General features: G+C 70.0%; 19 protein-coding genes and 1 pseudogene. 9 read left to right on the plus strand and 11 right to left on the minus strand.

From position 1 onward, the window contains the following. Positions 1-251: 251 nt before the first annotated feature. Entirely contained in the window at positions 252-2,315 is a 2,064-nt protein-coding gene (locus ADL01_RS37195; RefSeq protein WP_199835051.1) for a restriction endonuclease, read from the minus strand. A 225-nt stretch (positions 2,316-2,540) separates the two neighbouring features. Here ADL01_RS37195 and ADL01_RS37200 point away from each other — a divergent pair, with 225 nt between their 5' ends. From ADL01_RS37200 to ADL01_RS37210, 3 genes are all read left to right on the plus strand, one after another. Further along, positions 2,541-3,260 carry a class I SAM-dependent methyltransferase gene (locus ADL01_RS37200; RefSeq protein WP_199835053.1) on the plus strand — a complete coding sequence of 240 codons (720 nt, stop codon included), beginning with the start codon at positions 2,541-2,543 and terminating at the stop codon, positions 3,258-3,260. 40 nt (positions 3,261-3,300) lie between these two features. Then, positions 3,301-3,990, plus strand: coding sequence for a maltokinase N-terminal cap-like domain-containing protein (locus ADL01_RS37205; RefSeq protein ID WP_053746480.1), 690 nt, complete (start codon positions 3,301-3,303; stop codon positions 3,988-3,990). 120 nt (positions 3,991-4,110) lie between these two features. Next, complete coding sequence (locus tag ADL01_RS37210; protein ID WP_053746481.1) at positions 4,111-5,043, plus strand: DUF5829 family protein; 933 nt, start codon at positions 4,111-4,113, stop codon at positions 5,041-5,043. A 78-nt stretch (positions 5,044-5,121) separates the two neighbouring features. Here ADL01_RS37210 and ADL01_RS37215 read toward each other — a convergent pair whose 3' ends face one another. Continuing rightward, positions 5,122-6,165, minus strand: coding sequence for an NAD(P)-dependent alcohol dehydrogenase (locus ADL01_RS37215; protein WP_053746482.1), 1,044 nt, complete (start codon positions 6,163-6,165; stop codon positions 5,122-5,124). Between the two features lie 170 nt (positions 6,166-6,335). Here ADL01_RS37215 and ADL01_RS37220 point away from each other — a divergent pair, with 170 nt between their 5' ends. Continuing rightward, positions 6,336-7,268 carry a helix-turn-helix transcriptional regulator gene (locus ADL01_RS37220; RefSeq protein ID WP_053746483.1) on the plus strand — a complete coding sequence of 311 codons (933 nt, stop codon included), beginning with the start codon at positions 6,336-6,338 and terminating at the stop codon, positions 7,266-7,268. 157 nt (positions 7,269-7,425) lie between these two features. Here the strand turns inward: ADL01_RS37220 and ADL01_RS37225 are convergent, their stop codons facing one another. From ADL01_RS37225 to ADL01_RS37235, 4 genes and pseudogenes are all read right to left on the minus strand, one after another. After that, positions 7,426-10,746: a S8 family peptidase gene (locus ADL01_RS37225; RefSeq protein ID WP_053746484.1), complete on the minus strand. Its 3,321-nt coding sequence runs from the start codon at positions 10,744-10,746 to the stop codon at positions 7,426-7,428. 235 nt (positions 10,747-10,981) lie between these two features. Beyond that, positions 10,982-11,068, minus strand: a pseudogene (locus ADL01_RS47970) (ABC transporter ATP-binding protein); the annotation flags it as partial. A 94-nt stretch (positions 11,069-11,162) separates the two neighbouring features. Beyond that, positions 11,163-12,434, minus strand: a complete 1,272-nt coding sequence (locus ADL01_RS37230; RefSeq protein ID WP_053746485.1) for a L,D-transpeptidase — start codon at positions 12,432-12,434, stop codon at positions 11,163-11,165. A gap of 252 nt (positions 12,435-12,686) precedes the next feature. Further along, entirely contained in the window at positions 12,687-13,040 is a 354-nt protein-coding gene (locus tag ADL01_RS37235; protein ID WP_053746486.1) for a hypothetical protein, read from the minus strand. A 131-nt stretch (positions 13,041-13,171) separates the two neighbouring features. Here ADL01_RS37235 and ADL01_RS37240 point away from each other — a divergent pair, with 131 nt between their 5' ends. After that, positions 13,172-13,570, plus strand: a complete 399-nt coding sequence (locus ADL01_RS37240) for a hypothetical protein (RefSeq protein WP_053746487.1) — start codon at positions 13,172-13,174, stop codon at positions 13,568-13,570. Positions 13,571-13,618: 48 nt separating this feature from the next. Here ADL01_RS37240 and hutH read toward each other — a convergent pair whose 3' ends face one another. From hutH to ADL01_RS37255, 3 genes are all read right to left on the minus strand, one after another. Continuing rightward, the gene (gene hutH, locus ADL01_RS37245; RefSeq protein ID WP_053746488.1) at positions 13,619-15,157 is read right to left on the minus strand and encodes a histidine ammonia-lyase; all 1,539 of its coding nucleotides are present in this window, start codon (positions 15,155-15,157) and stop codon (positions 13,619-13,621) included. A gap of 193 nt (positions 15,158-15,350) precedes the next feature. After that, positions 15,351-16,508, minus strand: a complete 1,158-nt coding sequence (locus tag ADL01_RS37250) for a diguanylate cyclase domain-containing protein (protein ID WP_053746489.1) — start codon at positions 16,506-16,508, stop codon at positions 15,351-15,353. 105 nt (positions 16,509-16,613) lie between these two features. After that, entirely contained in the window at positions 16,614-17,420 is an 807-nt protein-coding gene (locus tag ADL01_RS37255) for an enoyl-CoA hydratase/isomerase family protein (RefSeq protein ID WP_053746490.1), read from the minus strand. Between the two features lie 197 nt (positions 17,421-17,617). On the opposite strand from ADL01_RS37255, the gene ADL01_RS37260 reads away from it, so the two are divergent. Next, entirely contained in the window at positions 17,618-18,421 is an 804-nt protein-coding gene (locus tag ADL01_RS37260; RefSeq protein WP_234354928.1) for a hypothetical protein, read from the plus strand. A gap of 17 nt (positions 18,422-18,438) precedes the next feature. Here ADL01_RS37260 and ADL01_RS37265 read toward each other — a convergent pair whose 3' ends face one another. After that, positions 18,439-19,563: an adenylate/guanylate cyclase domain-containing protein gene (locus tag ADL01_RS37265; protein ID WP_053746492.1), complete on the minus strand. Its 1,125-nt coding sequence runs from the start codon at positions 19,561-19,563 to the stop codon at positions 18,439-18,441. Between the two features lie 245 nt (positions 19,564-19,808). Next, the gene (locus ADL01_RS37270) at positions 19,809-20,693 is read right to left on the minus strand and encodes a biotin--[acetyl-CoA-carboxylase] ligase (RefSeq protein ID WP_053746493.1); all 885 of its coding nucleotides are present in this window, start codon (positions 20,691-20,693) and stop codon (positions 19,809-19,811) included. Positions 20,694-20,813: 120 nt separating this feature from the next. On the opposite strand from ADL01_RS37270, the gene ADL01_RS37275 reads away from it, so the two are divergent. The 3 genes from ADL01_RS37275 to mmpB all read left to right on the plus strand — a co-directional run bounded on the left by ADL01_RS37275 (position 20,814) and on the right by mmpB (position 22,852). Beyond that, positions 20,814-22,418 (plus strand): acyl-CoA carboxylase subunit beta, encoded by a 1,605-nt coding sequence (locus ADL01_RS37275; RefSeq protein WP_053746494.1) that lies wholly within the window; start codon positions 20,814-20,816, stop codon positions 22,416-22,418. A gap of 12 nt (positions 22,419-22,430) precedes the next feature. Continuing rightward, entirely contained in the window at positions 22,431-22,640 is a 210-nt protein-coding gene (locus ADL01_RS37280) for an acyl-CoA carboxylase epsilon subunit (RefSeq protein WP_053746495.1), read from the plus strand. 83 nt (positions 22,641-22,723) lie between these two features. Next, complete coding sequence (gene mmpB / locus ADL01_RS47345) at positions 22,724-22,852, plus strand: morphogenic membrane protein MmpB (RefSeq protein ID WP_267889959.1); 129 nt, start codon at positions 22,724-22,726, stop codon at positions 22,850-22,852. Positions 22,853-22,884 lie beyond the last annotated feature (32 nt).

The following is a 22,884-nucleotide window of genomic DNA, read 5'->3' on the forward strand; positions in this document are numbered from 1 at the left end:
GAGCTCTGAACTCTGAGCCTTGAACCAGGTCGCAGGTACGGCACGAACGTGACGAAGCGCCGCCGACCTGACTGACTGCCGGCGGAGATCATCACGCCCCACGGGTAGGGAGTATCGCCGTACGGACAGCAGCTCAACGAGGTCCTACGGGGCACGCCGACGGGCACGCCGCCGCACGCTCGGAGGCGTGCGCCGTACCGTCAGGGCAACCGGCGCGGCGGTGCACAGCGGGGCGCGGACCTCCGGTGGCCCTACTCCACCACGATGCCGAAGTCCTGCACGAGCTCCTCCAAGCCGCCCCTGTAGCCCTTGCCGCCGAGGACGAAGTCCCAGTCCCCGTTGGACCTTCGGCGGAAGGAACCCAGTACCAGGGCGGTCTCACCGGGGCGGCCGTCGGACACCTCAAGGCGTCCGAGTTCGCTCATGCCCGGATCGAGGAGCCGGATACACGCGTCCGTGAAGCCGGACAGGTCGGCGTCCGGGTTCACCTCCGGGTCGATGGCGGCGACGAGTACGAACCGGTCCGCGGACTCCGGAAGTCCCTCGAAGGCCACGCAGATCGCGGCCTTGTCAGGTACGGCGGCGGGAAGAGCTCGCACTGCGCCGTCGGGTGTCTGGTGGTTGTTGAAGAAGACGAAGTGGTCATCGCTGAGCACGCGGTTGCCATGGCAGACGAGGGCGCACACGTCCAGGGCGACGCTTCCGGTCCATGACATGCCCAGGATGTTGTAGTCGGCGGGCAACTGCGGGCCGGGCCCTGCGGACGGCGGTGTCACCGGGGCGGAGCGGCCACCGCCCTCACCCAGTCGTCCGCGCAGCCCATGACGGTGCAGCAGGTCGACGAGCTCGGCTCCTGAGACCAGCTCCAGGGGTTTGCCGTTGGCGAAGGTGTGTGAGCCCGGGCCGAACCCCGACGTCGTCACGAGGACGCCCTTGTTGGCGCCGGCGTCCTGCACGGTGCCGTACAGGTCACGCACCGCCGTGGGTGGCACCGTGTCGCGGTAGCGCTTCACCTGGACGACGATCTTGCCACCACGAATGGGCGTCGGATCGTGCGCGTCGACATCCACACCACCGTCGTTCGAACGCTGTGTGGTCACTGCCTGCATCCCCATGGCCCGGAAGAGCTCGGCAACCAGATCCTCGAACGCGATCGGATCCATGGCGAACAGGTCCGGTTCCTCATCGCTGCCATGAGCGACAACGCGGTTCCCGACATCTTGCGGCCGTCGACTCGGCCGTACGGGAGTGAGCTGGTCGGGCCGCACCGAAAGCTGCCCTCGCAGTCCGTCGGCCAGGCAGCTGACCGCGTCCACCTGCGCCAGGTGCAGTTCGCGGAACGACGACGCGGAAACCATCGCTGTCGCGAGGAAGATGTGGCCGCGCCGGCCCGTGGTCGGGTCGTGTTCGTCCACGAACCCGTTCAAGGTGACCGATTCGAGCGCGTCCAGCTCATCGGCGGCGAACAACTCGTGCAGGACAAGCAGCACGCACTGCGCGAGAACCTCTCGGTACAGGGCGCGGCGTTGGCCCGCCGGGCGGGGCGCCTCCTTGTCCTGGTCGAGGGACGACACGTATCGCACGGACTTGGCTTCCGGGATCACGGCGTATCCGGGCAGCTCCCAGTCGAGAACCAGATGCCGGGCTGCCGCGTCGTAGGCCGCCGATGTCTGGCGGGGAAAGTCGTCGGGCCAGGTGCCCGACGCGTAGAGGGCGGCGGAGAAGTACTCGACCACCGAATCGGGGTCGCCGCGCCGGACGCCTTCGGTCACCTGGCGAATGCCCGCGTTGTGTCGACGAACCTCCGCCAGCTGAGCGCTGGCCCACGCCTCGTACTCCCGCTGGGACGCGGCCAATTGCCGCAGACGTTGCGCTTCCGCGGCCTGCGCGGCCTGCCAGTCCCGTTCGAAGCGGGCCCGTGCTTCGGCCTGGGCCTGCGCGCGGCGGCTCGCTGTCCAGCCGCCCTGCGCCTGGTACTGATCCGGGCTCGGCATCGGCACGGAGTAGGCCAACGAGCCGGAAGAGAAGGGCTGGACCTCCTCGGCCTTCATGAGTACGGCGGCGCTGAAGGCCGGTGACTGACACCCAGCGGCGAGAAGACCCTGCAAGGACGCGACCTGTGCGTCCAGCTCCTCCGTGCGACGCTGCGCCTCCGCCTGGCGGTACTCGCGGTGGCTCTGGGCTGCTCGCCTCTGATAGGCCCGCGCCTGTTGTTCTTCCCGCCTCTGCCGGCGGGCTGCGGCTTCCAGCTCGCGCTGCTGCTGCCGTTGCATCTCGGCCCAGATGCCGAGAGCTCCCGTAGAACGACGGCTCATGTGCTGCAGGCCCTCCCCAGGACGTTGGCAGCCGGGAGACACATGGTTGTCCCCACAACCAACTGTGACGAGATGACTCTATCCAGCAATCGCCGGCTCGCATATCCAGTCGCCAACAGCCACCCGCCCACCCATACCCGCAGGTCAACCTGACTGGAGAGTAACCATTTCCGCCCCGGGCGGAATCCCGGGCAGCGGCGGCTGGTGCGGGCAGTCTCCGGACGAATGACGACCACCTGGGAGTCGACCACGACATTGCCGGAGGAATCCATGGCACCGATGGCGGCATACGACGAGATAGCGGACTGGTACGAGACGGAGTTCCTCGCCAGAACACCGGGAGACGGCCACCCGCTGAGCCTGGGCGGCCTCCTGCGCGACCTGCTCGGTGAAGGCGATGGCACCTGCCTGGAGATCGGCTGCGGCACGGGCGTCCACGCGGCTCTGGTTCGCGAACTGGGCTGGACACCGGTGGGCATCGACCTCTCCGAGGGGATGCTGCGCCACGCCCGTGGACGGTTGCCGGTAGCCCAGGCCGATGCCGAGCGGCTGCCCCTGCGGGACGAGTCCGTCCGCGCCGTGATCGCGATGATGGTCCACACTGACATGCCTGGATATCCGGCGGTGGTACGTGAAGCCGCGCGCGTCCTCCAGCCGGGCGGCACGTTCGTGCATGTCGGCGTCCACCCCTGTTTCTGCGGCGGATTCGCCGACTTCAGCGATCCGGAAGCGGCGGTGATCCGTCCCGGCTACCTCAGCAGCGGCTACTGGACGAAGGAGTCCTGGACCAACAAGGGAGTGCGCGACAAGGTGGGCGCCGTGCACCGCCCGCTTCCCGAGCTGTTGCACACCTTCCTCGACGCCGGTCTGACACTCGCCGGGTTCGCCGAAGGCGGCGCACCGACCCCTATCGTTCTGGCAGTCAAGGGCACCAAGCGTGCGTGAAGGGGGGGAATCATTCGCCGCCGAAGCAAGTTCACGAGGCATGGCTGTCATCCACCACACGACCATGTCCCCCGGCAAGCTGGAGCTGCTCGCGGCCTGGCTGCCCACGCGCCCCTGGTACGTCGCATCGGGTCGTGGGCCGGAGTTGTCCAAGGCCGGGGGTTTTCGGCTCGACGACCCTGATGGGGAGGTGGGCCTCGAGTTCATGGTGGTCACGGATACGTCCGGTGAGAAGCCGGTCTCCTACCACGTGCCGCTCAGCTACCGGGGCGCGCCGCTCGACGGCGCCGACCACACACTCGTCGGGACGTCCGAGCACGGGGTGCTGGGCAAGCGATGGATCTACGACGGGGCCCATGACCCGGTGCTCGTGGCTCAGCTGCTCGCGCTCCTCCAGGGCCGCGCCGCCGCACAGGCCCAGAGCGTGAGCGACGCGCCCGATCCCTCGGTCGCCGGTCACTTCACGGGCGCCGGCTTCTCCACCGAGGTCGCGTCCGTTGCCGTCACCGATGGTCAGCACGGCACCGCGGTCGTGGTGGAGACCGTGGCGGGAAGTGAACCGGCGAGCACCCTGACCCTTCAGGTGACGCGGGTCCTGCCGCCGCCGGAAGCAGGGGCGGCGGGTAGCGACCCGACCGGTCCCCGGGGGCACGTGACCGCGGGCTGGCGCCTGCCGGACGGTGGCGAGGGCCGCGCCCCCTTCGCACTCGTCGGCGACGCCCCGCACTGAAACAGAGCGAACTTCTGCCGGAAGCAGGCAGGCGGGCAGCGGGCAGCGGGCGAAATTCGACAGCGGACGCAAATCCTCCGTCCTACGATCGCTCACATGCTGCTTCGAAGAACGTTACGGATGATCGTGGTCATCGCGGTGGCCCTCGCAGCGGCGGTGCAGGGAGGTGCCGCGAACGCGGCGACCGCCGGCCCGGCGGACCAACCACCGTCGCATGAACGGCAGTTGCTCTACTACAACCACGCCTACGGGGTGTTCGACCGGGAGACCGCCGACGCCATCGAGCACTCCGCCTATCTGCGGGAGTTCGCCAACTTCCAGGTCCGCACGACCACCGGCTCCGGCGGTGAGACCTGGACCGGACGGTATCTGATGGGCCGCGAGACCTACTTCGAGCTGTTCGGCGTCGGCGACGTACCCGGCCAGGACGGCCTCCTCGGCTCCGCCGGCACGGGACTGTCGACCGAACGGGCCGGTGACCAGGCCACGGTGATCGAGCGGTTGAAGGCGGAAGGGGTCACCGACCCGGTCCTGTTCCTCCAGACGCGGGACTTCGGCGACGGCGTCCCGGTGCCGTGGTTCGACGCGGTCCTCACCACCCTCGAGTACGACGCCTACGACGCCTGGGCGATGGAGTACCGGCCGGAGTACTTCGCCGACCCGCGCGGCAACACCGAGCCCGCCGCCTTCCCCGGTGACGTCGGCCGGGAACGCTACCTGTCCGACCTCTACCGCGACCGCCTGATGCGCGACGTCACCTCGGTCCGCTTCGCGGTCACCGCGGGCGACCTCGCCGACACGGTGCCGCTGCTGCGGGCCGGCGGTTTCGCCGTCCGGTCGGTGGCGAACGGTGGCGTCGTCGCACGGGGCGGCGGCACCACGATCCGCTACGACGTCGTCGGGCGCGAACACGCGGGGATGCGGCGCGTCGAGATGTCCCTCAACCACCCCGTGAAATACCGGCACGTGGAGCAGCTCGGCCACTCGACTCTCGTCGTCGGCCCGGGCACCCGCGCGGTGTGGACGTTCGACGACACCAGCGGCGCCGGATGACTGCGTGAACGACAGCACGAAGACCGTGGAAGCGCCGGATGCGCTTCCACGGTCGTACACCCTCAGGGTCGGACAGGATCAGATCGTCGCCGTGTCGATCACGAAGCGGTAGCGGACGTCGCTCGCGAGGACCCGCTCGTACGCCTTGTTGATCTCCGAGGCACTGATCAGCTCGATCTCGGAGCCCAGGCCGTGCTCGGCGCAGAAGTCGAGCATCTCCTGGGTCTCGGCGATGCCGCCGATCATGGAGCCGGCGAGGGTCTTGCGGCCGCCGATGAGGGAGAAGAGGTTGAGGGCGATGGGCTCCTCGGGGGCGCCCACATTGATCAGCGCGCCGTCGGTCTTCAGCAGCGCGAGGTACGCGCCGAAGTTCAGCGGGGCGGAGACCGTCGACAGGATGATGTCGAAGGTGCCGGCCAGCTCCTCGAAGGTCTTCGGGTCGCTGGTGGCGTAGTAGTGGTCGGCGCCCAGCTTCAGGCCGTCCTCCTGCTTGCGCAGGGACTGCGAGAGGACCGTGACCTCGGCGCCGAGGGCGTGCGCGATCTTGACGCCCATGTGGCCGAGGCCACCCATGCCGAGGACGGCGACCTTCTTGCCGGGGCCGGCGTTCCAGTGCTTCAGCGGGGAGTACGTGGTGATGCCGGCGCAGAGCAGCGGCGCGGCCACGTCGAGGGAGAGGCCGTCGGGGATGCGGACGGTGAAGCTCTCGGCCACGACGATCTTCTGGGAGTAGCCGCCGTACGTCCGCTCACCGTTCTTGTCGACGTCGTTGTACGTGCCGACGCTGCCGCCGGTGCAGTACTGCTCCTGGCCGTCCTTGCAGTTCTCGCACTCGCGGCACGAGTCGACGAGGCAGCCGACGCCCACGCGGTCGCCGACCGCGAACTTGGTGACCCCGGGGCCGACCGCCTCGACGACACCGGCGATCTCGTGGCCGGGAACCATCGGGAACATGGCCTCGCCCCAGCCCTCGGTGGCCTGGTGGATGTCGGAGTGGCAGATTCCGGCGAACTTGATGTCGATCAGGACGTCGAACTCACCGACCTCGCGACGTTCGATGGTGGTGCGCTCAAGCGGAGCCTTGGCGGAGGGGACGGCGTATGCAGCGACAGTGGTGGTCATGCCGGGATGTCTCCTAGGGGGATTCGCGCCCGGCCGCCTTCTGACCGGGTGCGAAGTTCAGTCTGCCGAACATGTTCGGCCTCACCCAGCCCACGCTTCAGCGTACGTTCGCCGGTCCTACCACTGGCGGGGTCAGGCTGGTGTTCGTACGACCGGGAATAATGGACCGTATGGACGAACACCCCGAATCAGCGTATCCGGCGGACGCCTCCGCAACCGGGCGGAGCCCTGGGGGTGCCTTGGACCGGCGTGCCGAGCTCAGTGAGTTCCTGCGCACCCGGCGGGCCCGGCTCAAGCCGGAGGACGTGGGGCTGCCGGACTTCGGGCGGCACCGCCGGGTGCCCGGCCTGCGCCGCGAGGAGCTGGCCCAGCTGGCCGGGGTGTCCGTCGCCTACTACACGCGGCTCGAACAGGGCAACGGGCAGAACGTCTCCGCGGAGGTCCTCGACGCCATCGCCCGCGCCCTGCGGCTGACGGGCGCCGAGCACGCCCACCTCACCCACCTCGCCAAGCCGAAGCAGCACAAGAAGAAGCCGTCGGCGCGGGCACAGGTCGTACGCGGGACGCTGCGGCAGTTGCTCGACACGCTGGACGGTGTCCCGGCGTACATCGCGGGGCGGCGTACGGACATCCTGGCGTGGAACGCGATGGCCGCGTCCCTCTTCGGGGACTGGGACGAACTGCCGCCGCAGGACCGGAACTGGGCGCGGCTGGTGTTCCTGCGGCCCGAGTACCACGACTTGTTCACGGACTGGGAGCAGAAGGCGATCGACATCGTCTGCCATCTGCGCATGGACGCCGGCTGCTATCCGGAGGACCCGAGGCTGTCCGCGCTGGTGGGTGAGCTGTCGGTGAAGAGCGAGGAGTTCCGGCGGCTGTGGGCGACCCACGACGTCAAGGAGAAGAGCTACGGGGTGAAGCGGATCCATCATCCCCTGGTGGGTGAACTGACCCTGAACTACGAGTCGTTCAGACTCCCGGACGACAGCGACCAGTCGCTGATCGTGTACAACGCGGAACCGGGCTCCCCGTCGGCCCAGGCCATGCGCCTACTGGCGAGCTGGGGCCGGGACGCGACGAAGATCAGCCCTTCCGGCGTCTAAAACAGCCCCATTGGCGTCCCAATCAGCCCCTCCGGCGGCTAAATCAGCCCCTCCGGCGTTTGAGGAGCGGGGGTCCGGGGGCGGGGCCCCCGAGGGGTTCCCCCCGACGGGCCGTCCGCCCCCGCACGCCTCGCGCCCAACTTGCCGTAGCGGCGCCCTACTTGCCGTAATACGCGTTATAAATCGAGATCGTCGACTTGTTGCCGCCCCTGTCGCTGATCTTCGCGTGGAAGGAGATCGCCTCCCCCTTCTTCGGGTTCACGACAGTGATCTTCCCGTTGCGCACGGTGAGCTTCTTCCAGGTCCTGCCGTAGTCGTACGACGCGTACACCGACAGCGTCCGCAGGTTGCGGCCTCGCGCCGAGCCCTCGACGACGACCGGGAACGTGACCCTCCTGTCCGCCGCGACCTTGTTGTCGAGGCCGACGGGCGCGTTGAAGCGGATCGTGGAGGCCGCGAGCTGGGCCCCGTCCTCTCCCGGCTTCTTCGACCGGAACGTCCAGCTCGCGTCGACCCGGGTGGACGCCTGGGCGACCTTGACGCTGCGCTTGACCGACGTCGTCAGCTTGTACGCGGCGTCGCCCGCCGGAACCACGAACGGCTTCTCGGCGTCCACCGGGTCGTCGGTCGTGCCGACCTTCCTGCCGTTGCGGTAGAGCGTCGTCGTCACCGCCGTGAGCTCGGACGAGCCGGGGTGGCCCGCCGCGTCGGCGAACAGCGGCAGCTGACCGTAGATGTTGTTGCCTACCCGGAAGAGGCCGTACCCGGCCGGCAGCCGCGGGCCGAAGACCGCGGTGTTGAAGGTCTGCGTGTACGTGCCGCCCGGGTTCAGCTTCCGCACGCCGTCGGTCGAGTAGTAGGCGTCGGGGACCGGGTGGCCTTCCGCGTCCCTGCCCTTGAACTGGGTGAGGTCGAAGAGCCACTGGACGTTGTCACCCGTGGACACGTAGGTCGTACGGGTGGTCGGCAGCGCCTGCTCGACGGGCTTGCCGAAGCCGAGGTCCTCGGGCAGGAAGGCGACCACGCCGAGCGCGCCCGTCTTGCGGGGTGATCCGGCACCGAGACGGTTCGACACCGTGGCGAGGTCGCTCGCCTTGAAGTGGCGGACCTTGTCGCCCTGGATCTTCCTGACCTTCGCGGTGGTGATCACGTCGTACTCCGCGCGCGGGCCCTTGCTGAACTGGCCGAACCAGGTCTGCGAGAGGCCGGTGAGCTCGGGGCCCATGTGCGCCATCCGCACGTTGGCGAAGGAGTCGAGGTCCACGGCGATACTGATGCCCGGGACGGCGTACGTGTAGCCGACCGTCACCCTCTGCGGTTTGGCGGCGGCGTCCGGCACCGTGATGTCCGCGGCCTTGGTGGTGCGCGCGTCGATCGTCACCGAGGTGTTCCGGGTGATCGTCAGCTTCGGCTGGACCAGCCAGTCGAGGCCCTCACCGCCCAGGTCGGGCCGGGTGAAGTCCTTCGCGATCCACGCGTCCATGAGGTACGTGCCCTTGGGCAGACGCATGGTCGTGACGCCGGTGGCGGTCGGCGGGACCTGGTAACCGCGGTCGGTGGCGAGACCGGTGTAGCCCGCGAAGATCGTGTAGTAGTCGCCCGTCGGCTGCCCGGCCTTGTTGATGTGCTTGACCGTGACGTCGTACGACTCGATCTCCCGGTTGACCGCCGCCCCCGTACGGACGCTCTGCGCGCCCGCCGTCGCCGTCACGTACGAGGTGTACGCGCCGTCGAGGGTGCCGCCCAGCTTGGTGTTGACGGTGTAGCCGACCGAGGCCTTGCCGCCCGCCGGGACCTTCAGGGTCGTCGCGGACAGCTTGAAGAAGCCGGCCGGGGCGGCCCGGCCCTTCGGGTCGGTCGCGGTCGCCGCCAGCTTCAGCGTGACGTCGGTCGTGCCGAGGTTGCGGTACGTCAGCTGCCTGGTGAGCGGGGTGTCGTCGGTGTGCGGCCACGCCTGCGTGCCGAAGCTCACCGACGCGGGGTCGGCGATCACGGTCTGCTTGATGGCCTTGTCGACCTGGATCCGGCCCGAACCCTGCTGGAACGGCGTGTACTTGCCGCCCTTCGCGGACCCGGTGAGCGCGCCCTTGATCTCGGCGTACGTCCAGGTCGGGTGCTCCTGCTTGAGGATCGCCGCCGCGCCCGCCACATGCGGCGTCGCCATCGACGTACCCGACAGGGTGAGGTACCCGGCCGGCTTCTCGCCCTCCTCCTGCTCGATGAGGCTGCCCTTGGCGGAGGCGGCCGTGATGTTCACGCCGGGTGCGGTCACGTCCGGCTTGATGGCGCCGTCGCCGACGCGCGGGCCGGTGCTGGAGAAGTCGGCCAGCAGATCCCGGTCGTCGACGGCGCCGACGGTGAGCGCCGCGTCGGCGCTGCCCGGCGAACCGACCGTCTCCGGACCGTCGTTGCCTGCCGCGATCGCGAAGAGGATGCCCTTCTCGGCGGACAGCTTGTTGACCGTCGCCTCCAGCGGGTCCACCTCGGGGGTGTCCCGGCCGCCGAGGCTCAGGTTGACGACCTGGGCGCCCTGCTCGGCCGCCCACTCCATGCCGGCGAGGATGCTCGAGTCGTCACCTTCACCGGTGTCGTCCAGGACCTTGCCGCTGATGATCTTGGCGCCGGGTGCGACGCCCTTGTACTTGCCGCCGGACTTGGCTCCGGTGCCCGCCGCGATGGACGCGACGTGCGTGCCGTGGCCGACCTTGTCGGCGACTGTCGTGGCCGTCGAGAAGTTCTTGGCCGCGATCACCTGGTTCCTGAGGTCCGGGTGGGTGGCGTCGACACCCGTGTCCAGGACGGCGATCTTGACGCCCTTGCCGTCGTAGCCGGCCGCCCACGCCTTCGGCGCGCCGATCTGCGGCACGGACTTGTCGAGGCTCGCCCTACGGGTGCCGTCGAGCCAGATGTGCGCGATCCCGGCGGCGGTCCTGTCGCCGTTGGTCACCGCGTCCCAGAGTTCGGCGGTGTCCTTCTGCGGCGCCTGTACGGCGTCCGCGTTCAGGGACTTCAGCGTCCGGCGCAGGGTGCCCGCGTCGCGGACGTCGGCCTTGGTGGCGGTCGCCGCCCCCTGGTAGCCGACGATGACCTTCAGTCCCTTCTGCTGGGACCTACGGGTCGTCGCCTTGTTCAACTCCGTGATGTCGAAGAGGCGTTGGTCGAGCTTGCCGCCCGCTACCAGACGGGCCGCGTCGGCCGGGACGACGAGCGTGTGCCCGTCGGTCTTGCGGATCTGCACAGGTATCGTGTCGCGGCCCGCCGCCCGATCCAGGCCGACGACACGGCCCTTGGCGTCGACGGCGACTCGGTCACCGGTGATCAGTGTGATGCGGTGCGTCGGCTTGAGCGTCTGAGCGGCGCTGGTCGTGCGCTGCGGCTGCGCCTTCGCGTCGGCCTTCGCGGACGCCGGGCCGGTCATGCCCGCCGCGAGGGCAACTGCGGCTGCCGTGGCTACGGTTGCCGCGCACACTCTTTGCACTTTCTCGCGCAAGTCTCCCCCTGGAGCGCTGGCTGTAGTGCCGGGCAGTTCCCCGTCCACCCGGCCGGGGGAGTCCCGTACGCGTGCGCGCACACCCCCGACCGCGAATTATGCCGAGGGGTGATCAGGCGCTCAATAGACAGGACGACGACGACTCGGCTGTGAGGAGGCAGTGACGAAATCCCGCGCGCCGCACTTCTCTTCGCGCGCCGGTTTTCTTCTTGCGCGCCGTGTTCTCGTGCTTTTCCTGGGCCGAGAGTGTCGGAATGAGACGGAAGTTCTGAAAGACGAAGCCGATGTTGTCACTGCGGATTTCGGTTACGCCCTCGAGAATGCCGCCGTGAAACGCCGATGCCGCCGTCCGGCCCCGAGGGGCGGACGGCGGCATCGGCGAACCAGGTGGTCGGTCGTCAGGCTCAGGCCTTCGAACCGGCCTTCCACTCCGCCCAGCTCAGGTTCCAGCCGTTGAGGCCGTTGGCCGGGTCGACGGTCTTGTCACCGGTGTTCCGGACGTCGACGACGTCACCGACGATCGAGTTGTCGAAGAACCAGGCACCCTCGGTGGTCCGGTCCTTGGCACCCTTGCTGTCGTTGAGCCCGACGCAGCCGTGGCTGGTGTTGACGTTGCCGAAGATGGAGTCGTCAGCCCAGTAGTTGCCGTGCACGAAGGTGCCGGAGGTGGTCAGACGCATGGCGTCCGGCACGTCCTTGATGTCGTACTCGCCCTTGCCGTCGTCGTCCGTGAAGCCGACCGTGGCACCGTTCATCCGGGTCTCCTTGAACTTCTCGGAGATGACCATCCGACCCTGGTACGTCTTGTTCTCGGGCGAACCGGCGGAGATCGGGATGGTCTTGACGACCTTGCCGTCCTGGGTGACCTTCATCGTCTTCGTCTTGGCGTCGACGATGGACACCTGGTCGCGGCCGATCTTGAAGGTGACCGTCTTCTGCTGCACGCCGTAGAGGCCGTTCGCGCCCTGCACCCCGTCGAGCGCCAGCTTCAGCGTGACGGTGGAGTTCTCCTGCCAGTAGTTGTCGGGGCGGCAGTCCATGCGGGTGTCGGTGAACCAGTGGCAGACGACTTCCTGCCCGCTGGTCGAGGAGACCGTGACGGCCTTCTGCACGGCCGCCTTGTTGGTGATCGCCTTGTCGAAGTTGATCGACACGGGCATGCCCACACCGACGGTCGAGCCGTCCTCGGGAGTGAAGTAACCGACGAAGCTGTTCGCGGCGGAGACCGTGGTGAACGAGCCGTTCTCGTGCGCGGCGCGGCCCTTGGCGTCCGTCGCCTCCGCCGTCACCTTGTAGGTGGTGGCGCGCTCGAGCTGGGCGCTCGGCTTCCAGCTGGTCTTGTCGGCCGATATCTCACCGGCGACAGCGGCACCGTCCGCCGTCGTCATCTGCACGGACGTGAGCGTGCCCTTGGTCACCACCACCTGGGCCGCGTTGTTGATGGAGGCGTTGTTGGAACCGTCCCCCGGCGTGATCTTGATCTGGGCCTCGGAGGTCTTCTCGGCCGCCGCCTCGTCGGCCTTGGCCTGCGAGGTGTCGGTGCCGCCGCCGCCCTTGGAGGCGCCGTTGCTGTCGCCTCCGCTGCACGCAGAGAGCACCAGAACGCCACCGAGCAGGGCGGACGCGGCCATCAGACCCTTGCGCCGCCTACTGTCCGTCATCACACGCTTCTCCATCGTTGCCGAACCCCCGAACCGTCGGGGACCCGCGAAGTCCCCATAACAAACTTCAACGCTACGACCGGTTCACCCAGTTCCACATTCGCCTGATGTGTGGGGGACGCCACGTCGCCCGGGTCACAGGGGGCTGTCCGCCTCTCCTGCGCTCCACCGGGTCGCGTGGTGCCCATGCCGGTCACCGCTTCTGCTGAGACGACGAGACCCCGGTCGGCGGTTGCCGTCCGGGGTCACGAATTCTCCCCAGCCGCGTCAGCCGTCGACCCGTCCCCCGACCTCCTCGTCGGCTTCCACGTCATCATCCTCGTCCAGATCCCAATCCGGCGAATCCGGGTCGTAGTCGATCTCCTCGCTGCTCCACGAGGCCTGCGCCAGTTCGGTGCCCGGCACCTCTCCGATCAGGTCGAACGGGTCCACGAGGTACGCGAGAGCCTCCGCCGTGTCTTCCGTCACAGCGTCCTCGGCGTGCACCCGCTCGTCGGCCGGCATCTCGGCGTCACCGGCGATCCGCTGCAACGCGGCCTTGGCCAGGGCGTCCACGTCGTCGACCTCGACGACCAGTTCCACCCGAAGCCGTACAAAACGTGATGTCTCTGATGTGCTCATGGTCGGAGAGCGTACGGCTCACGGCTCCCGCAACTTTCCCACGACCCGCGCCTTTCATTAGCATCGGGGCCACGGCCAATTCGCCAGCGCCACAAGGGGATCGATATTCCGTGTCAGCCGCACATCGATCGTTGTTGACCGCCACCGCCGCGGGCGTCCTCCTGGGTGCCCTGTGGTTCGTCCCGTCCGCCGACGCGACGACCGGGAAGTCGGTGGAGCGGCAGCACAGAGTGGACACGTCCATGTCCACGATGTCGGACTTCACTCGGCAGATATCCGTGACGAACACGCACAAGAGCCCCAGCACGAGCACGAGTTCGGGCGCGAGTACGAGCACGAGCGGGAGCGCCTCGACCGCCCTCACGTCCGCGTCCACGACGACCTCGGACTCGGCCGCCGACGACGGCACCCGCCTCGCCGACACCGGCAGTTTCGACACCACCCCGTACATGGTCGGCGGCACGTTCTGCCTGAGCCTGGGTGCCGGGTTCGTGGTGTATTCGCTGCGGCGGGAGCGCCTCGGCTTCTGAACGGGACGAGGGAGGCCAAGTTTTTGACGAAACTTGACCTCCCGACGATCACTGCAAGGGCCCGGTCACCGGCTCCACCGCCGAGACCAGGTGCCCGCCCCGCACGAACGCGTCCGCCGCGGCGAGATCGGGCGCCAGGAACCGGTCAGGGCCCGGCCCCTCGACGCCGGCCGCCCGTACGGCGTCGATGACGGCCCGGGACGCGGGCGCGGGCGTCAGCCCCTCCCGCAGCTCGATGGCGCGCGTGGCCGCGTACAGCTCGACGGCGATGATCCGGGCGAGGTTGTCGACGGCCGTACGGAGCTTGCGCGCCGCCGACCACCCCATCGAGACGTGGTCCTCCTGCATCGCGGAGGAGGGAATCGAGTCCGCGGAAGCAGGCACCGCGAGCCGCTTCAACTCGCTGACCAGGGCGGCCTGCGTGTACTGGGCGATCATGAGCCCGCTGTCCACACCGGCGTCGTCCGCGAGGAACGGCGGCAGCCCGTGCGAGCGGTTCTTGTCGAGGAGCCGGTCCGTGCGCCGCTCGGCGATCGACCCCAGGTCGGCGACGGCGATGGCGAGGAAGTCGAGGACGTACGCCACGGGAGCCCCGTGGAAGTTCCCGTTGGACTCGACCCGCCCGTCGGGCAGGACGACGGGGTTGTCGACGGACGAGGCCAGCTCCCGTTCGGCGACGAGGCGCGCGTGCGCCATGGTGTCCCGCCCGGCACCGGCGACCTGCGGAGCGCAGCGCACGGAGTAGGCGTCCTGGACGCGCGGCGCGCCGTCCTGGTGATGCCCGGTCAGCTCCGAACCCTTCAGCACGGCGAGCATGTTGGCCGCGCTGGCCCCCTGTCCCGGATGCGGCCGGATGGCGTGCAGTTCGGGCGCGAGCACCTTGTCGGTCCCGAGGAGCGCCTCCAGGGAGAGCGCCGCGGTGACGTCGGCGGACTTGTAGAGGGTGTCGAGGTCGGCGAGGGCCATGACCAGCATGCCGAGCATGCCGTCGGTGCCGTTGAGAAGGGCGAGGCCCTCCTTCTCGCGCAGCTCGACGGGCGCGATGCCGTGCGCGGCGAGGAGTTCACCAGCCGGCCGTACGACCCCGTCCGGCCCCTCCGCGTCGCCCTCGCCCATGAGCGTGAGGGCGCAGTGGGAGAGGGGCGCGAGGTCACCGGAGCAGCCGAGGGAGCCGTACTCGTGCACGACCGGGGTGATCCCGGCGTTGAGCACGTCGGCCATGGTCTGCGCGACCTCGGGCCGCACGCCCGTGTGTCCCGAGCAGACGGTCTTGAGCCGCAGGAACATCAGCGCCCGTACGACCTCCCGCTCGACCCGCGGACCCATGCCGGCCGCGTGCGAGCGGACGATGTTGCGCTGGAGCTGGGCGCGCAGCTCGGGACTGATGTGCCGGCTCGCCAGGGCCCCGAACCCGGTGCTCACGCCGTAGACGGGTGTGGGCTCGGCGGCCAGCGCGTCGATGATCCCGCGGGCCTTCGCGAGGGCGGCGACAGCCTCGCCGGACAGCTCGACCCGGGCCCCACCACGCGCCACGGCGATCACGTCGACCGCGGTCGTCCCGGACGTCCCCACCACCACAGTGTGCATATCCATATTCAGGAGCGTACGCAGTGAATTCCAAGATGTCACTACCGGGTACCCGGTACACCCCTTACATCCGTTCACATCTCAGCACCGGCCGGCACCATCCAGCCCGTCCGGCGATTGAGGACAAGGCCCGTTCAGGGCTGGAGGGGGGCCTGGGGGCACAGTCCCCAGGCCCCCCTCAACACCGCCCACCTCACAACCGACGCCCCCGGAACCGCCGCCGTTCCACCTCCCCCTCCCGGGACGGCGCCTCGGCAAGCCGGACGACCGGGTCGTCCAAACCCTCGCGCCCCGCGACAACGGGCCGATCCGCATGCACCGCCTTCGCCCGATACTGCGCCGCATCGGCAAGCCGGAACAACCGCCGCCCCGTCCGCACGGGCCCCACCGCGTCGGCGGTCGACGCGATCCCACAAGCGACCCCCTCCCCCAGCTCCAACTCGGCAGCGCGACGGCACAGTTCGGCCGCCGCCCGCACCACGTCGTCGACCGGCGCACCGACCACGAGCAGGCAGAACTCGTCACCGCCGAGACGGGCGGCGAGGGCGCCGGGCAGCATGGCCCCGCACAGCGACAGCACCGACCCGAACCGTTCGAGGAGCCGGTCCCCGACCGCGTGCCCCAGGGTGTCGTTGACCCGCTTGAGCCCGTTCAGATCGCAGACGACCAGACAGACCACCGCGCCGTCCCGCCGGTGCCGTTCGATCGCCTCGTCGAGATGGGCGTCCACCGCGCGGCGGTTGGCGAGCCCCGTGAGCGCGTCGGTGAAGGCGAGCCGCCGGGCCTCCTCCAGCCGCTCGGTCTGGGCGATCCCGGCGGCCACGACGGAGGCCAGGACGGTGGCGAAGTCGGCGTCGGCACGGCCGAAGACGGGCGCACCGGCGGGCCTGGCGACGTACAGCTCACCCCACGCCCTGCCGTGCAGCACGACGGGGGCGACGACACAACAGCCGCGCCCCCGGCGCCGCAGGGCGGCGACGCGTTGATGGCAGTACCCGGCGCGCCCCGCCGACGGCCCGCACGCGGGCCCCTCGGCGGTCTCGACCCAGGCGTTGGGCTCACCGCCGCCCGCCCATCGCTCATGCAGGAACTCGGTGATCTCCGGGAACTGGTGCACGGGGTAGGCCTCCCCTTCCGGGAACTCCTCCTCGTCGGCGGCGCGCTCCCCCACGTTCACGAGAACCCGCAGCCGCCCCAGCTCCCGTTCCCAGACCGACAGCGCGGCGAAGTTGCCGGCCAGCGCGTGGCAGGCGCCGAGCGCGGCGGCACGCCAGGACTCGCGGGGGCTCTGCGCGGCGGCCATGCCCTGCGCGAGTGTCACGACGGCGCGGAGTCGGCTTTCCTCACCCATTGATCCAGATTAGGAAGGTTTGGGAGGAACTGAGACATCGGGAGCGCGAAAGGGGGCCGCGCGGGACCGCGGAGAGACCCCCCTCGACAGGGGCCTCCCACCCCTCTACTCCCCGGGCCAGACCGGCTTCCGCTTCTCGGCGAACGCCGCCACCCCCTCCGCCCGGTCGCCCGAGAAGGCGACGGCACGCCACGCGGCGTCCTCCACCTCGAGGCCCGCCCGCAGGTCCAGCCCGAACCCCGTCCGCAACGCCCGCTTGGCCGCCCGTAGCCCCACCGGGGAGTTCGCCGCGATCCGGGAGGCCAGCGTCAGCGCCTCCTCCCGGTCGCAGCCCTCCTCCACGAGCACGTCCACGAGCCCCAGCTCCCGCGCCTCGTCCGCCTCCACCCGCCGTGCGGTGAAGATCAGCTCGGCGGCCCGCGCAGCCCCCACCCGCCGGGGCAGCAGCTGCGTACCGCCGCCCCCCGGAATCACCCCCACGGAGACCTCCGGCAGCCCCACCACCGCCGTGGAGTCCGCCACGACCAGATCGCAGGACAGCGCCAGCTCGAACCCGCCCCCCAGCGCGAACCCGTGCACAGCGGCGATCGTCGGCATCGGCAGCTCCAGCACACCCGTGTACGCCCCCCGCGCCACCGGCCGCTGCCGGACCAGTTCGGCGTCGGACATCGAGTTCCGCTCCTTGAGGTCGGCCCCGACGCAGAACGCCCGCTCATGGGTGGAGGTCAGCACCACCGCGCGTACGTCACCGTCGGCGGCCAGCGCCGCACACGCGCCGCCGATGGACCGGGCCATGGCGGAGGAGACCGCGTTCATGGCCTTCGGCCGATCGAGGACGAGCTCGGCGACGTAACCGTGCCGCCGCACGACGACGAACTCCCCGAACCGCTCCTCGGCCCGTTCCTCACCCATGACACCCTCCTGGTTAACGCAGGTTAACTACGGCCGCCCCGATCATCGCAGGCCACCCCGGCCCACGGGAAGGAGTGACCCTTCCTCCTCGTTCGGGTGACATGGCGCCGATCTCCCGAAAACCCCTTCCCGGGAGCGCATATCGTGCGCTCGGCCACGGCGCACCCGGGGCGCCAGAGCAACGGGGATGGATCGTGATGACGGACACAGCGACAAGGCCGGCCGAGACAGGCACACCGAGGTACACCCAGGCGCCGCCTCGGGTCCCGCCCCGGCTCCCACACCAGTCGCCGCCCCCCGCCAGGGCCTGGACGCCGCCCCCCACGCCGGAGACCACGCCCACCACACCCCTCGTCAACCGCCCCCGGGGCCGGCACCGCAAACCCCGTCCCCGCAAGGTGCTCCTCGCGGCGGGCGGCTTCGCGCTGGCCGCCGGGGTCCTGAGCCTCGTACGGGTGACACCGGACGGCGAAGTGGGCGGCGCCGGCAGGGCGCAGGCCCTGTCCGACCTGGACGCGGACACGAGCAGGGGGACGACGTACGGGGACACGACCGACGACACCGCGGCCGACCACACCGGCGATACGGCGGCCTCCGTCGGCGACATCCCCCGGGCGACTCCGTCGGCGAGCGCGCCCATGGGCGGCGCGACCCCCGCTCCGACGACGCCCTCGGCCGCGCTCCCCACGTCTCTCCCCAGCACGACCGGCCTCCTGCGGCGCCTGCCCCTCGACGCGCTCCCGCTCCCGACGTCTCCGGCCCCCGCCGCCGACGCCACCACGATCCCGCAGCAGCCCAGCACCTCGGCGCCGGCCACGACCCCCGGCCGGCTACGGCAGACGACTCCGCCTCCGGCCCCGGCGGCACAGCAGCCCCAGCCGACAGCGACCCCCACACCGACGCCGGAGCCCTCAACACCGGCCCCACAGGCCTCGACGCCCGCCGGAGTGTGCGTACCGCTCATCGGCCTGTGCGTGGACCCGCTGAACCACCACCACTGAGCGACCGGCAACCAGCCCTACCCGACAGGACCGGCCCGCCGGGTCAGCAGCCACGGCTCGATCACACCCAGCCCACGCACCGGCCGCTGCCACATCGGCTGCAACGCGAACCGGTACACCGGCGCCTCCTCGCCCTCCTTCTCCGCGGTGGCCGCGGCCTCGGCCGCCTCCGCCTCGGAGGCGGGCGCGTCCCCGGTACGGATCAGCTCCTCCGCGAACGCCGCGTCGACGAGCACCGCGTCCCGGGGCGCTATCGACGTCAATCGCGAGGCCAGATTCACCGTCGACCCGAACACATCACCCATACGGGTGGTCACCGTGCCGAAGGCCATCCCGACCCGCAGTTCCGGCATCGTCTCGTCGTTCGCCATTGTCTCGATCAGCCGCAGCGCGATCTCGGCGGCCACACCCGCGTCGTCCGCCGCGTAGAGCACCTCGTCGCCGAGCGTCTTGACGAGCCGGCCGCCGTTCGCCGCCACCAGGTCGGCGGCCGTGGTCTCGAAGGCCTCGACGAGTTCGCCGAGCTCCTCCTCCTCCATACGACGGGTCAGCCGCGTGAACCCGACGAGGTCGGCGAAGCAGACGGCGAGCCGCCGGTCGACCATCTCCTCGTCGTCGGCGGCCTGCACGACCCGCCCGGTCGCGGCGGCGAGCTGGCGCCGCCAGACGTACACGATGAACTCCTCCAGCTCGGGCAGGAGCAGCTCGATCAGCGGGTACGTCACCTCGGTGCGTGTCATTCCCGGTTCGGGCGGCTCGGTCAGCCCTTCCAGGAAGGAATCGATCTGCCACTCGGCCAGACGGGCGGTGGTCTGGCCCGTGGAGCGGGCCACCTGTACGGCCATCGCCTCGCTCAGCAGCCCCGCCTCGACCAGACCGGCGAGCCGGCGCAGCGCGAGGACGTCCGCCTCGGTCAACGCCCTCGCCTGCCCGATGTCGGCGAAGCCCATCGCCCGCCAGAAACGGGAGGCCAGTTCCATGGAGACACCGGCGCTGCGGGCGGCCTGAAAGGGGGTGTAGCGCCGCTCGGCGCCGAGGATGAGCTGTTCGAGACGCAGGGCGAGCGGGTTGTCAGCGGGGTCGACGTCCTGCGAGTCCACCCGGCTGCCCGCCGCGTCGGAGTCCATGTCGTCGACGGTCACGCCTGCTGCCCTTCCGATCTGTCACGGTCAGATATCGACCGCCCTCAACGATACGGCCTCACTCCATCAGGTCCACCAGAGACGAGCATCCCGTCCCTGGGGGCTGGCTATTTCAACCCCTCCGGCGTTTGAGGAGCGGGGTCTGGGGCGGAGCCCCAGAAGGACGGGACGGGTAGGGGCGGCGGGGGCGAGAACAAAGCCCCCGCACCCGCACGCAGACCCACCCCACCTCACCTCACCTCACCTCAAGCCGGCCGCAAATGCACCACATCCCCCGCGCCCACGGGCTCCTGAACCCCCTCCCCCGTGGCCAGCACGAGCCTCCCGTCCCCGTCCACGGCAACCGCCTCCCCCACCACACTCCGCTCCCCCGGCAACTCCGCCCGCACCATCCGCCCCAACGTCGCGCACCCCGCCGCATACGTCTCCTGCAGCCCCGACAGCACCGGATCCCCCTCCGCCGCCCGCCACCGCGTGAACCACTGCTCCAGCGACCGCAGCACCGCCCGCAGCAGCGGATCCCGGTCCGTCGTCACGGCCCCCGCCAGCACCAGCGACCCGGCGGTCGGCACCGGCAACTCGTCCTCGCGCAGGGTGACGTTGATGCCGATGCCGATCACCACCCCGTCCGCGCCGGCCCGCTCCGCGAGGATCCCGCCGGCCTTGCGTTCCGCGCCGCCCACGCTCACCAGCAGGTCGTTGGGCCATTTGAGTGACGTATCGACGCCCGCTGCACGTGACAGCCCCGTCGCCACCGCGACCCCGGTGAGCAGCGGCAGCCACCCCCAGCGGGCCACCGGCACCTCGGTCGGCTTGAGCAGCACGGAGAAGAACAGCCCGGAGCGAGCCGGTGCCGTCCACTGCCGGTCCAGCCGCCCGCGGCCCGCGGTCTGCTCCTCAGCGAGCAGGATCAGCCCCTCCTCCGCCTTACCGGCGTTCGCGAGGGCGACGAGGTCGGCGTTCGTGGACCCCGTACTGCGCACGACCTCCACCCCCGACCAGAGCCCACCCTCCCGGACGAGCGCCCGGCGCAGCGCACCGGCGTTCAGGGGCGGCCGGTCGAGGTCGGACCAGCGCCCGTCGTTTCCCGCTGCTTCGTCGGTGTTGTCTGCGTCATCTCGCGGCGTCATGCAAGCCACACTAGATGTGGTAAACGCCGCACTGCCGATGGGTAGGCGCCCCACTACGCTACGCATGAGTAGCCAAACCCCCTTCTGAGCACGTCACTCTTTGCAGGGAGCCGCATCCCGATGGCCGAGCCGGTACAGCCGCAGCAGACCGACATCCACACCACCGCTGGCAAGCTCGCGGATCTGCAGTGCCGCGTGGAGGCGGCGACGCACGCCGGATCGGCGCGGGCTGTCGAGAAGCAGCACGCGAAGGGCAAGTTGACGGCCCGTGAGCGCGTCGAACTGCTCCTGGACGAGGGCTCGTTCGTCGAGCTGGACGAGTTCGCCACGCACCGCTCGACCAACTTCGGGCTGGAGCTCAACCGCCCGTACGGAGACGGCGTGGTGACCGGTTACGGCACCGTCGACGGCCGCCCGGTCGCCGTGTTCTCGCAGGATTTCACCGTGTTCGGCGGTGCGCTGGGCGAGGTCTACGGCCAGAAGATCGTCAAGGTCATGGACTTCGCGCTGAAGACCGGCTGCCCGGTCATCGGCATCAACGACTCGGGCGGCGCCCGGATCCAGGAGGGCGTGGCGTCCCTGGGCGCGTACGGCGAGATCTTCCGCCGCAACACCCACGCGTCCGGGGTCATCCCGCAGATCAGCCTCGTCGTGGGGCCGTGCGCCGGCGGCGCCGTCTACTCCCCGGCGATCACCGACTTCACGGTCATGGTCGACCAGACCTCGCACATGTTCATCACCGGCCCGGACGTCATCAAGACGGTCACCGGCGAGGACGTCGGCTTCGAGGAGCTGGGCGGGGCCAGGACCCACAACTCCGCCTCCGGCGTGGCCCATCACATGGCCGGCGACGAGAAGGACGCCATCGAGTACGTCAAGCAGCTGCTGTCGTACCTGCCGTCCAACAACCTCAGCGAACCCCCGCTGTTCCCGGAGGAGGCGGACCTCGCCGTCACGGACGAGGACCGCGAGCTCGACGTCCTGATCCCGGACAGCGCGAACCAGCCGTACGACATGCACACGGTCGTCGAGCACATCCTGGACGACGCCGAGTTCTTCGAGACGCAGGCGCTCTTCGCGCCCAACATCCTCACCGGGTTCGGCCGGGTGGAGGGGCGCCCGGTCGGGATCGTCGCCAACCAGCCGATGCAGTTCGCGGGCTGCCTCGACATCGACGCGTCGGAGAAGGCGGCCCGCTTCGTCCGTACGTGTGACGCCTTCAACGTCCCGGTGATCACCTTCGTGGACGTCCCCGGCTTCCTCCCGGGCGTCGACCAGGAGCACGACGGCATCATCCGCCGGGGCGCCAAGCTGATCTACGCCTACGCGGAGGCGACCGTCCCCCTGATCACGGTCATCACCCGCAAGGCCTTCGGCGGCGCCTACGACGTCATGGGCTCCAAGCACCTGGGCGCCGACCTCAACCTCGCCTGGCCGACCGCCCAGATCGCCGTGATGGGCGCCCAGGGCGCGGTCAACATCCTGCACCGCCGCACGCTCGCCGAGGCCGAGGCGAACGGGGAGGACCTCGATGAGGTCCGCGCCCGACTGATCCGGGAGTACGAGGACCACCTCCTCAACCCCTACATCGCGGCCGAACGAGGCTACGTCGACGCGGTGATCCTGCCGTCCGACACCCGCCGCCACGTCGTACGGGGGCTGCGCCAGCTCCGTACGAAGCGCGAGTCCCTGCCCCCGAAGAAGCACGGCAACATCCCGCTGTAAGGAGCCGGCGTCATGACGATCAAGGTCGTACGGGGCAACCCGACCCCCGAGGAGCTCGCCGCCGCCCTGGCGGTGGTCCGAGCCCGCGCCGCGGCGGCGTCCTCCACCCCGCCCGGCGCGCCCGGCACGCGGGACGCGTGGGCGGACCCGTCCCGCATCGCCGCCCACCACCTGCCCCAGCCGGGTCCGACATCGTGGAGCCGCACCTACTGGCCGGCCTGACCGGAACCGTTCGAACCAGCTGGGCGGGCAAGTTGAGTACGCGTACTCAGGCGCCCCACCCCGCCAGGCGGCACGCTAGTGGAATGCTGTGGTCCGATCCCGAGAACGAGCCGCCGAAGGAACTGCGCGACGCGCAGCAGATGCTTCGGCGGCTGGGGTTGCTCATGGCGCTGGCCATGGTGCTCGCGATGATCGTCCTCGGCGTGCGGTAGCAGCCGTTCGGGGCCCGCCGACCCGCCGATAC

It is taken from the genome of Streptomyces sp. NRRL WC-3618 (assembly GCF_001280005.1).
Taxonomy (GTDB): Bacteria; Actinomycetota; Actinomycetes; order Streptomycetales; family Streptomycetaceae; genus Streptomyces.

Coding starts and splice junctions, on each gene's coding strand:
- ADL01_RS37195 (WP_199835051.1), bottom strand. CDS start 2,315: ATGAGCCGTCGTTCTACGGGAGCTCTCGGCATCTGGGCCGAGATGCAA.
- ADL01_RS37200 (WP_199835053.1), top strand. CDS start 2,541: ATGACGACCACCTGGGAGTCGACCACGACATTGCCGGAGGAATCCATG.
- ADL01_RS37205 (WP_053746480.1), top strand. CDS start 3,301: ATGGCTGTCATCCACCACACGACCATGTCCCCCGGCAAGCTGGAGCTG.
- ADL01_RS37210 (WP_053746481.1), top strand. CDS start 4,111: ATGATCGTGGTCATCGCGGTGGCCCTCGCAGCGGCGGTGCAGGGAGGT.
- ADL01_RS37215 (WP_053746482.1), bottom strand. CDS start 6,165: ATGACCACCACTGTCGCTGCATACGCCGTCCCCTCCGCCAAGGCTCCG.
- ADL01_RS37220 (WP_053746483.1), top strand. CDS start 6,336: ATGGACGAACACCCCGAATCAGCGTATCCGGCGGACGCCTCCGCAACC.
- ADL01_RS37230 (WP_053746485.1), bottom strand. CDS start 12,434: ATGGAGAAGCGTGTGATGACGGACAGTAGGCGGCGCAAGGGTCTGATG.
- ADL01_RS37235 (WP_053746486.1), bottom strand. CDS start 13,040: ATGAGCACATCAGAGACATCACGTTTTGTACGGCTTCGGGTGGAACTG.
- hutH (WP_053746488.1), bottom strand. CDS start 15,157: ATGCACACTGTGGTGGTGGGGACGTCCGGGACGACCGCGGTCGACGTG.
- ADL01_RS37250 (WP_053746489.1), bottom strand. CDS start 16,508: ATGGGTGAGGAAAGCCGACTCCGCGCCGTCGTGACACTCGCGCAGGGC.
- ADL01_RS37255 (WP_053746490.1), bottom strand. CDS start 17,420: ATGGGTGAGGAACGGGCCGAGGAGCGGTTCGGGGAGTTCGTCGTCGTG.
- ADL01_RS37260 (WP_234354928.1), top strand. CDS start 17,618: ATGACGGACACAGCGACAAGGCCGGCCGAGACAGGCACACCGAGGTAC.
- ADL01_RS37270 (WP_053746493.1), bottom strand. CDS start 20,693: ATGACGCCGCGAGATGACGCAGACAACACCGACGAAGCAGCGGGAAAC.
- ADL01_RS37275 (WP_053746494.1), top strand. CDS start 20,814: ATGGCCGAGCCGGTACAGCCGCAGCAGACCGACATCCACACCACCGCT.
- ADL01_RS37280 (WP_053746495.1), top strand. CDS start 22,431: ATGACGATCAAGGTCGTACGGGGCAACCCGACCCCCGAGGAGCTCGCC.
- mmpB (WP_267889959.1), top strand. CDS start 22,724: ATGCTGTGGTCCGATCCCGAGAACGAGCCGCCGAAGGAACTGCGCGAC.